At 69.4% G+C, this 7,580-nt stretch carries 6 protein-coding genes and 1 riboswitch; of the genes, 3 read left to right on the forward strand and 3 right to left on the reverse strand.

All coding sequences use genetic code 11. The features are described from left to right. Positions 1-780, forward strand: a 780-nt coding sequence (locus J0695_RS27175) for a M23 family metallopeptidase (protein WP_206966264.1), incomplete at its 5' end; no start/stop codon positions are given. Positions 781-787: 7 nt separating this feature from the next. On the opposite strand, the gene pcrA is transcribed toward J0695_RS27175, so the two are convergent. Continuing rightward, positions 788-3,220: a DNA helicase PcrA gene (gene pcrA, locus J0695_RS27180; protein ID WP_206966266.1), complete on the reverse strand. Its 2,433-nt coding sequence runs from the start codon at positions 3,218-3,220 to the stop codon at positions 788-790. A 394-nt stretch (positions 3,221-3,614) separates the two neighbouring features. Beyond that, positions 3,615-3,783: riboswitch (cyclic di-AMP (ydaO/yuaA leader) on the forward strand. Between the two features lie 8 nt (positions 3,784-3,791). On the opposite strand from pcrA, the gene J0695_RS27185 reads away from it, so the two are divergent. Further along, on the forward strand, positions 3,792-4,922 hold the full coding sequence (locus J0695_RS27185) for a C40 family peptidase (RefSeq protein ID WP_206966268.1): 1,131 nt from the start codon (positions 3,792-3,794) through the stop codon (positions 4,920-4,922). A 49-nt stretch (positions 4,923-4,971) separates the two neighbouring features. Here the strand turns inward: J0695_RS27185 and J0695_RS27190 are convergent, their stop codons facing one another. Beyond that, entirely contained in the window at positions 4,972-5,325 is a 354-nt protein-coding gene (locus J0695_RS27190) for a hypothetical protein (RefSeq protein ID WP_206966269.1), read from the reverse strand. 356 nt (positions 5,326-5,681) lie between these two features. Here J0695_RS27190 and J0695_RS27195 point away from each other — a divergent pair, with 356 nt between their 5' ends. Continuing rightward, on the forward strand, positions 5,682-6,725 hold the full coding sequence (locus J0695_RS27195; RefSeq protein WP_206966271.1) for a C40 family peptidase: 1,044 nt from the start codon (positions 5,682-5,684) through the stop codon (positions 6,723-6,725). Here the strand turns inward: J0695_RS27195 and J0695_RS27200 are convergent. After that, on the reverse strand, positions 6,689-7,580 hold an 892-nt coding region (locus tag J0695_RS27200), incomplete at its 5' end, for an alpha/beta hydrolase (RefSeq protein ID WP_206966273.1). The two genes, J0695_RS27195 and J0695_RS27200, sit on opposite strands and share 37 nt — an antisense overlap.

A 7,580-nucleotide genomic window follows, 5' to 3' on the forward strand; every position in this document is an offset into this window, starting at 1 on the left:
GCCGGCCGCGGCTGCCGCCGCTCCTCCGGCGGCGGCAGCCGCGGCCGGCGCCGTACGCCCGCCAAGCGGTCCGCTCTTCTCACCGTCGCCGTGCCCTCCGCCTGCGTGATGGGCGTCGCCGGTATCGCCGCCGCCTCCGTCACCGGACTCGGCTCGGACTCCAAGAGCGACAGCACGACGACCCAGGCCGCGGCGGACCCCTCCTCCGTGAAGCCCGTCGCCGCCAACACCAAGGTCGACACACAGCTCGCCAACCTCAGCCACGAGGCCGACGACTTCGCCGACCGGGCCAGCCGCACGCAGGAGCGACTCGACCTCAAGGAGCGTCAGGCCGCCGCGAAGCAGAAGGCGGAGGAGGAGGCCGCGGCCAAGGAAGCGGCCCGCCCCAAGTTCCTTCTGCCGGTGAAGCAGAAGGGCCTCAGCGCCTACTTCGGCCAGGCCGGCGTCAACTGGATGTCCGTCCACACCGGCATCGACTTCCCCGTCTCGTACGGCACCCCCGTGATGGCCGCGACCGACGGCACGATCCGCACGCAGTACAACACCGCCTACGGCAACATGGCCATAGTGACGAGCCCCGACGGTACCGAGACCTGGTACTGCCATCTCTCCAGCACCAAGCTCCGTTCCGGTTCGGTGAAGGCCGGCGACGTCATCGCGTACTCCGGGAGCTCCGGGAACTCCACCGGGCCGCACCTCCACTTCGAGGTACGACCCGGCGGCGGCTCGGCGATCGACCCGCTGCCGTGGCTCCGCGGCCACGGCCTCGACCCGACCTAGAAGAGCCTCAGAGCTTCTCGACCGGCGCGTACCTCAGCAGCAGCTTCTTCGGGCGCTCGTCCCCGAAGTCCACGGTCACCTGCGCGTCCGCACCCGACCCGGTCACCTGCATGACCGTGCCCAGACCGAACTGGTCGTGCGTGACCCGGTCCCCCACGTTCAGCGTGATCACCGGCTTGTCGCTCGCACGGCGCGTGGCGAAGCCCGTGGCGCCGCCGCCTCCGCGTGAACGCGACGAGGACAGCGACGCGGCGATCCCCGACGTCGGCCCCGCAGGAGCGGCCATCGCACCCGTCCGCTTCCACTCCAGATGCTGGACCGGGATCTCCTCCAGGAAGCGCGAGGCCGGGTTGTACGAGGGCTGGCCCCACGCACTGCGCATCGTCGAGCGCGTCAGATACAGCCGCTCGCGCGCACGCGTGATCCCCACGTACGCAAGACGCCGCTCCTCTTCCAGCTCCTTGACCTGCCCCAGCGCGCGCATGTGCGGGAAGACCCCGTCCTCCATGCCGGTCAGGAACACCACAGGGAACTCAAGGCCCTTGGCCGTGTGGAGCGTCATCAGCGTTATGACGCCGGAACCGTCCTCGTCCTCGTCGGGGATCTGGTCCGAGTCGGCGACGAGCGCGACCTTCTCCAGGAACTCCGCGAGCGTGCCCGCGCCCTCCTCCCCCGCGGCCGAGCGCTCCTGCTCGAACTCCAGCGCCACGGCGGCGAGTTCCTGGAGGTTCTCGATACGCGTCTCGTCCTGCGGGTCGGTGGACGCCTGCAACTCCGCGAGATAACCGGTCCGTTCAAGAACCGCTTCCAGCACGACGGCCGGTCCTGCCCCCGACTCGACGATCGTCCGCAGCTCCTCCATCAGCACGTTGAAGCGCTTGACGGCGTTCGAGGAGCGCGCCGCCATGCCGTACGCCTCGTCGACCCGGCGCAGCGCCTGCGGGAAGCTGATCTTCTCCCGCAGCCCGAGCGCGTCGATCATCGCCTCGGCGCGGTCGCCGATCCCGCGCTTGGGCACGTTCAGGATGCGGCGCATCGAGACGGTGTCCTCGGGGTTGGCGAGGACCCGGAGGTAGGCCAGGACGTCCCTGACCTCCTTGCGCTCGTAGAAGCGCACCCCGCCGACGACCTTGTACGGGAGCCCGACCCGGATGAAGATCTCCTCGAAGACACGGGACTGGGCGTTCGTACGGTAGAAGACCGCGACGTCTCCCGCCTTCGCGTCGCCCGCGTCCGTGAGCCGGTCGATCTCCTCGGCGATGTACTGCGCCTCGTCGTGCTCGGTGTCCGCGACATAGCCGACGATCTTCGCGCCCTCACCCGCGTCGGTCCACAGGTTCTTGGGGCGGCGGCTCTCGTTGCGCTCGATGACGGCGTTGGCGGCGGAGAGGATCGTCTGCGTGGAGCGGTAGTTCTGCTCCAGGAGGATCGTGGTCGCGTTCGGGTAGTCCTCCTCGAACTGGAGGATGTTGCGGATCGTCGCACCCCGGAAGGCGTAGATCGACTGGTCCGCGTCACCGACGACGCACAGCTCGGCCGGGGCAGGTCCTGTCCCCACCAGCTCCTTGATCAGCGTGTACTGGGCGTGGTTGGTGTCCTGGTACTCGTCGACCAGGACGTGCCGGAAGCGGAGCCGGTAGTGCTCGGCCACGTCCGGGAACGCCTGGAGCAGGTGCACCGTCGTCATGATGATGTCGTCGAAGTCCAGCGCGTTCGCCTCGCGGAGGCGGCCCTGGTACAGCGCGTACGCCTCGGCGAGCGTCTTCTCGAAGCCGTCCGCCGCCGTGCCGGCGAAGGTCTCCTCGTCGATGAGCTCGTTCTTGAGGTTCGAGATCTTGGCACTGAAAGCCTTGGGCGGGAACTTCTTGGGGTCCAGGTCCAGGTCACGGCAGACCAGGGCCATGAGCCGCTTGGAGTCGGCGGCGTCGTAGATCGAGAAGGACGACGTGAAGCCGAGCTTCTTCGACTCGCGGCGCAGGATGCGGACGCAGGCGCTGTGGAAGGTCAGGACCCACATGGCGTGGGCGCGCGGGCCGACCAGGCTCTCGACGCGGTCCTTCATCTCACCGGCGGCCTTGTTGGTGAAGGTGATCGCGAGGATCTGGCCGGGGTGGACACCGCGGGAGCCGAGGAGGTGGCCGATGCGGTGAGTCAGTACCCGGGTCTTGCCGGAGCCGGCGCCGGCCACGATGAGCAGCGGGGAGCCCGAGTGCACGACCGCTGCGCGCTGCTCGGTGTTCAGGCCGTCCAGGAGCGCGGCGGGGTCCACGGCGGGCCGGGGCGCACCGTCACGGTAGTACGCGTCCCTCGGCGGGCCGTCGAAGGTGCCGCCGAAGAGGTCTGTCGGGACCTCCTCCGGGGCGTGCTCCTCGGGGGGCGGGGGCGTGTCCTCGGTGGGCTGGAGGTTCGCCAGGAAGCTGTCGTCAAAGAGGCTGCTCATCGTCTACCGAGTCTAGGCCGGACCAGTGACAGTCCGGGGCCGCATGGGGAGGCGGGGCCTGGGCGGGCCTGCGCCCTTTCGGGGGCTCCGCCCCCGGACCCCCGCTCCTCAAGCGCCGGAGGGGCTGAATTTTACCCTCGCAGGGAACGGCACCCGCACGCTCGTCCGCTTCCCGCTCCGGTGCGCGACCTGGGTGGAGGATGGGGGCGGACTCCGCAATTCCGGACATCCGGCGCCAAGTGGGACACGCTCCTCCGGGATGTGTACCTCCGGAAACGTCAAGGTCACGAAAACGTATAGGGCATATCGAACATCAGACTTCCCACCCGCCACAGGAGTTGGCTACCGTGCTCCGTCAGGCGGCCCGTACCCCCCTCGGCGAACCGCGCCGAAGCGTGCTGCCACGCCGAGTCCGCTCTGTCTTATGACGTACGACAGTTGGAGCCGGGGACCCACCAAGCACCACTGGGGTGAATCGGTCCGTACCCCCAAAGGACCGTAGGGCGGCCTTCCGACAGCCCGAACCCGACAGCTAACCCGGTAGGCGGTCCACGGAAGGAACACCCCTGCCTTGGCAGACCATCGAAAGCCGCGTACCCGCATACGCGCCGCCGTACCCGCCGTCTCGCTCACCACCGCTGCCCTCGCCTCCGTCTCGCTGCTCACGCAGAGCGCGCAGGCCGCGCCCGTGCAGCCGAAGCCGAGCATCGAGGACGTACAGAAGAAGGTCGACGACCTCTACCGGCAGGCAGGCACCGAGACCCAGAAGTACGACCGCGCCAAGGAGTCGACCGCACTCCAGCGCAAGAAGGTCGACAAACTCCTGGACGCCGTCGCCAAGCGCACCGAGCAGCTGAACGAGTCGCGGCGCGAGCTCGGGCAGTACGCGGCCGCCCAGTACCGGGGCGGCCCCCTCGCCTCCACCGCGACCATGCTGCTGGCCGACGACCCGCAGTCGTACTTCGACCAGAACCAGATGATGAAGCAGGTGTCGGCGCAGCAGACCCACGCGGTCGACGACTACACCACTCAGCAGAAGGCGGCGGCGAAGCAGCGCGGCGAGGCGACGGCGCAGCTGGAGACGCTCGCCTCGTCCCAGGCCGAGCTGAAGGCCACCAAGGAGCAGGTGCAGTCGAAGCTCGGCGAGACGCGTGAGCTGCTGTCGAAGCTGACGGCGGAGGAGAAGGCGCGGCTGGCGGCGCTGGAGAAGGCGCGGCAGAAGGCGGCGGCGAAGAAGGCCGCCGAACTCGCGGCCAAGCAGGCGGCCGCGGAGAAGGCGGCGAAGGCCGCCGCCGCGAAGAAGCCGGGCTCCGGCTCCTCCACGCCCACCACGGGTTCGTCGGGCTCGTACTCCGCCAAGGCCGCCAAGGTCCTCGCCTTCGCCCGCGCCCAGATGGGGAAGCCGTACGTCTGGGGGGCGACAGGGCCCAGCTCCTACGACTGCTCGGGCCTGACCCAGGCCGCCTGGAAGGCGGCCGGCATCGACCTCCCGCGCACCACGTGGGATCAGGTGAAGGTCGGCACGCGGGTCGCGACGGCCGATCTGCAACCCGGTGACCTGGTCTTCTTCTACGACGACATCAGCCACGTGGGGATCTACATCGGCGGCGGCAAGATGATCCACGCCCCGCACACGGGCGCGAACGTCCGCGAGGAGTCGATCTACTACATGCCGATCTACGGTTCGGTGCGGCCCGCTTAGCTCGGGGCCGCACTCAGGGACGCACTCGCGTCCACACTCAAGGACGCACTCACGTCCACAGCACCGCGATGAAGATGTTGGCCACGGTCAGGCCGCCGACCGCACCGAACAAGCCCTTCTCGACCTTCTCCTCGTCCCGCTTCACGTACACCAGGCCGAGGACGACGATCAGGATCGCCAGCTTGACGCCGATCTTGATGTTGTTGAGGGTGTGGTCGTCGGCCTGGTTGAGGCCGACCAGCGCGACCCCCGTGACCAGCATCGTCAGCGCACCGTGCAGCATCGCGGGCACAAAGCGCGCCGTGCCCGCGCCCATCGCCTTCAGCTGAGTCAGGAAGCCGCCGAGCAGCGAGGCGATGCCGATGATGTGCAGGGCCACGAAGACATTGATCAGTACGTCCATGGGCCCGACCCTAGCCACCCGTTAGCACCGTCATTCACCCAGGTGGCGTACTTCCCCGCCTTCGGTCACAGAGCTCCGGAATTCAGAGCTCTACCCTCACCCCACCAGTCACCGGCGCTCACTCCATGGCCAATATGGACCAGTTCCAGTCAATCCATCACTTTCGCGCAACCATCAGGTTTAACGTCCTTCACCAGGTGACCGGCTCCCCACCGCCGTCCCGTCCGAAGGACCGGACGACTGTCGGTCACCACCGCCGAAAGAACCGGCGGCGGCCCGCTCCCCCTGTGCGGGCCGCCGCCGGACGCACGTAACGGACGTAACGGACGTCATACGGAAGGACGTGACCCGCCCCCGTGGCCGCTCACCGAAAGCCCAGGCAACGCCCGCTCACCGGCCCCGCCGCCCGCACCGCGGCCACCCTCGCGATCGCCACCGCCGCATCCGCGACCGCCTTCGAGGGCTTGGGACACGCGGAGCCCAATCTCAGCCCCGCGCAGGTCAAGGCCAAGGTCGACAAGCTCTACCAGGAGGCGGAGGTCGCCACCGAGGCGTACAACGGCGCCAAGCAGAAGACCCGGAGCACCGAGAAGGCCCTCTCCTCGCTGCAGGACGAGGCCGCCCGCAAGACAGGGATCCTGAACGCCGCCCGGCAGCAGATCGGGCAGAGCGCGGCGGCCCAGTACCGCACCGGGGGCATCGACCCGACCGTGCAGGTGCTGCTCTCCTCGGACCCCGCCCAGTTCCTGGACCGGGCCTCGCTGGTCGACCAGGTGGGCGCGCGCCAGTCCGCCGACCTCGTGGACATCCAGCAGCAGATGGGCCGGATCGACCAGCTGCGCACCACGGCCGACAGCCGGCTGGCCGACCTCCGCACCCAGCAGGCGGACCTGAAGAAGCACAAGTCGGACGTCCAGGCCAAGATCCGCGACGCGCAGTCGCTCCTCGACCGCCTCAGCGCCCCCGAGCGCACCGAGTACGAGAGCGGCGCCGCAGCCCCCGCCGAGGCCGCCAGCCGCTCCGTGACCCGCTCATCGGCAGTGGCCCCCAACTCCCGGGCGGCGCAGGCGGTTTCCTTCGCGTACGCGGCCCTCGGCAGCCCCTACGTCTGGGGTGCGACGGGCCCCGACGCCTTCGACTGCTCGGGGCTGACGCAGGCGGCGTACCGCTCGGCGGGCGTCTCGCTCCCCCGCACCACGTACTCCCAGATCAACGCCGGGCAGCGCGTCAGCCAGTCCGAACTGGCCCCCGGCGACCTGATCTTCTTCTACTCGGGCATCAGCCACGTGGGCCTGTACGTCGGCGGCGGCCAGATGATCCACGCCCCGCACCCGGGCGCACCCGTCCGGCTCGCCCCGATCGATCAGATGCCCTTCGCGGGTGCGGTCCGCCCCGGGTAGGGCGCCGACTCCGAGGTCAGCCACTGGAAGACGCCGATCACCTGGCGCTTCCACAGCGCGCCGGTGTGCGGCCCGATGACCGCGACCGTCTGCACGCTGGTGGGCGACTTGGCCGCCCGCTGCAGTGCGAGACCGTCCAGATACCCGTCGTGCCTGCCGCCCGAGAGGAACAGGGCGACGCGCGGCGGGGTCTTGGCGTGCTTCATGATCCACAGAGGGTTGTTCACCCGGCGCAGATGCGGGTCCTTGGCGGTGATGGAGACGCGCTCGGCGGCCGGGTCGTTGTAGCCGGAAAGGCCCACGGCCGCGTGGTACCGGTCGGGGTGCGCCAGCGCCAGCTTCACCGCGCAGTGCGCGCCGGCCGAATACCCGGCCACCGACCACCCCTTGGCGCCCGGCGCGGCCCGGAAGTTGTCCGTCACGGCCTTCCGTACGTCCACACTGAGCCAGCTCTCGGCGTTGACGACACCTGGCACATTGGCACACCCGGTGTCCTGCCCGTCCAGCAGATTGGTCCGCGGCTCCACCAGGATGAACGGCGCGATCTCCCCGCGCTTCATCCGCGGCGCGAGCTGCGAGTTCACATGGAGGGCGCTGAACCACGCCCTGGCGGAGCCGGGGAACCCGCCGAGCAGCTCCACGACGGGGAACTTGTGGTGTTTGTAGGCGGGATTGCCGTACTGCGGCGGCAGCCACACGTACACCTCGCCCTTCACCCCCGACACCGCCCCGTCGAGCTGGGCGACCTTCACCCCGCCGCCCATCCGCGCGTCGCCCACATCGCTGAACTTCTGCCGCAGGACGGGCTCGTTGGCGAGGTTCTTCCCGCCGAGTCCGTCCTGGCCCAGGTTCGGC

The organism is Streptomyces beijiangensis (genome assembly GCF_017315755.1).
Classification (GTDB): domain Bacteria; phylum Actinomycetota; class Actinomycetes; order Streptomycetales; family Streptomycetaceae; genus Streptomyces; species Streptomyces beijiangensis.